Genomic DNA, 2,476 nt, shown 5'->3' with positions numbered 1-2,476 from the left:
CCCATAAATTCGACGTACTATAAAGCTCGAAAACTCATGCAAAACGTCGAATATATCATGGCTATGCTTTTTATCTATTTGACAGCTTTGAAAACACGCTATTTTTCAATTTTATTATAAAAAATCTGCGGCATACTATTCCAAACCCATTTTTTGACATCAGGTGTCATCGCGACAACACTATATTGTTGATAGATAAACGCATAAGGTCCTTTCTGCATCAATTCACGTTGTAAATTAACATAGAGTTGTGCCCGTTTTTGTGAATCTTTTTGAAACAACGCCTCTTCAACTTTTTGATTCATCTTGGCATCAAAATACCCATGCTGCCAACTAGGATAAGCTGTATTTTTTGCCTCAAAACGATTATCCGGATTATAAACAAGACGTGAAGCCATGGTATGAGGATCCGCAGAATCGTTATTCCATCCGACAAAAATCGTATCAAAAGCTCGTGCATACAGTTTGGAAAACAACTGTGTACCTGCCAAACGCTCAATTTTAAGATGCACTCCCACCTGTGCAGCACTATCTTGGAGTGACTGAGCAAGTAACAAATTATAAGGAACATTTGCAACAAGAAAATTTGCTTCAAATCCATTCGGATAACCCGCCTCTGCTAAAAGCTGCTTGGCTTTTTGAATATCAAGCTTAAAGGGTTGCCCTTCTTTTTCATCTAAAGCTCCAAAATTTCCAAGAGGAATAAAACTAGCCCGTGGAACACCAATACCTTTGAGAATCTTCTTGCCAAGACCTTCATAGTCTATAAGATAGCGCATCGCCAAGCGTACTTTTTCCTTCGCAAAAATAGGATTTGTCATGTTAAATCCCCAATACATCATGGTTGGCTCTAACATTTCTTCGATTTTAACATCTGTTGTTTTTTGTAGATCTGAGAGATCTTCAGGGGTCAAATTACGCGCAACATCAATATCGTGCTTTTGCAACAACAAACGTTGTGTTCCTGGCTCTGCAACATGACGAATGAGGATCTGATTCAGTTTCGGAGTTTCTCCCCAATAATGGGCACTTGCACGCAACAAAAGAGCTTCTCCAGAGCGCCAACTTTTTAATTGATAAGGACCAACACAAACAGCATGCGTTTTCAAATATTGATTTCCCAAATCGCCATTTTTTTCGTGCTTCATAATTGTCTTGCGATCAAGCAAAGCTGTCGCAGAACTTGCAACAATATTATTAAGAATAAGCTCCGCTGGATAAGGCTTATCAAATTTCATCACCACCGTTTTGTCATCAGGGGCTTGCAAAGCATCATCAACATTTTGCTCTGTAATTCCATATTCATTAAAAATTGCCGCATTACCCATCTTCAATTTGACAACCCGCTTCATCCCCCAAACAAGATCATTGGCGTTGGCTTCTCTACCATCATTAAACTTCAAACCATCGCGCAAATGAAAGGTAATTATCGTACTGTGATCATCGCCAGAAACATCCCAATGCGTTGCTAATGCCGGAACCATTTTAGCAGGATTATCGGTAGCACCACTCACCAAATTATCACAAACATTGCGAATAATTTCACTTCCATAAACATCTGTGAGTTGCGCGGGGTCAAATGTACTGATTCCATCCATATTCCAAGCCATGACAAGGGTATCAGCTGGTGTTTTTGCTGAAGCCTGTTGTGCAACCACTCCAAGTGCTATAAGAACACAAACAAGAGAGCCGCTACTTTTTAATATTTTTCTTTTCAAGTTCATAGACTTTTCCTTTTAACGTTTATTGTATAAATTCCCCACGCAACAAGAACGCGCAAAATAACAAGATGAGATGAACCATAGGCTCTGAGAAAAAAAGGTTTAAAACTTTCAAACAACACAACTGACCCACCACGCCTCCTAACATACTGACAAGCTACCGCACCAATATGCACCGAAAAACAATTTAATATATCATAAATGGTATAACCGATAACAAAATCTACTGATAATATCACAACATCTACCATTAAAGACCATAAGATAAAGATTTTTTCTCTCTTTTTGAGCAAGCTCATCTCTTCTTTCTTCTAGTGTTTTTTACGCCATCAAAGCACTGCCTGTTAGCTCAAACGCCTCAAGAACTAAAGAGCCTTAACAACAATTTTATCTTTCAACAAAACAGGAAAATTTACCCATTTTTCGGCATCAACCACCTCTTTCCCCTTCTGCAAAGAGAGTTTTGAATTTTTCCATACTTTCCCATTAAATAATAAGCTTCTCATGACATCTTATTTCAAAACAAAAAGAGCATGGGCACCATACCACCCTGATATGCGCTTACGTATTCGTACAGAACAATACTTTTTGCAACATCCTATTTTAATACCTTTGCCCCTTTAACAACACTCAATTCACTGCTTGCATTTTTCAGCAAAAAATATCTTTTCAATTCACTAAGGTTGAAATATCTAAATATAATGCCTATATAAGCGCACCCTTATCAGAATAGATAATCTTTTTTTAAGTAAACT

At 37.8% G+C, this 2,476-nt stretch carries 1 protein-coding gene; it reads right to left on the bottom strand.

Annotation, left to right across the window (positions count from 1 at the left end; translation table 11 throughout):
- Positions 1-98: 98 nt before the first annotated feature.
- Positions 99-1,724, bottom strand: a complete 1,626-nt coding sequence (locus BN338_RS04905; protein WP_039759620.1) for an ABC transporter substrate-binding protein — start codon at positions 1,722-1,724, stop codon at positions 99-101.
- Between the last annotated feature and the right edge of the window lie 752 nt (positions 1,725-2,476).

The organism is Bartonella queenslandensis AUST/NH15 (assembly GCF_000312585.1).
GTDB classification, from domain to species: domain Bacteria; phylum Pseudomonadota; class Alphaproteobacteria; order Rhizobiales; family Rhizobiaceae; genus Bartonella; species Bartonella queenslandensis_A.
The sequence above is the reverse complement of the archived record's forward strand: the minus strand, read 5'-3'. Positions and strand labels throughout refer to the sequence as shown.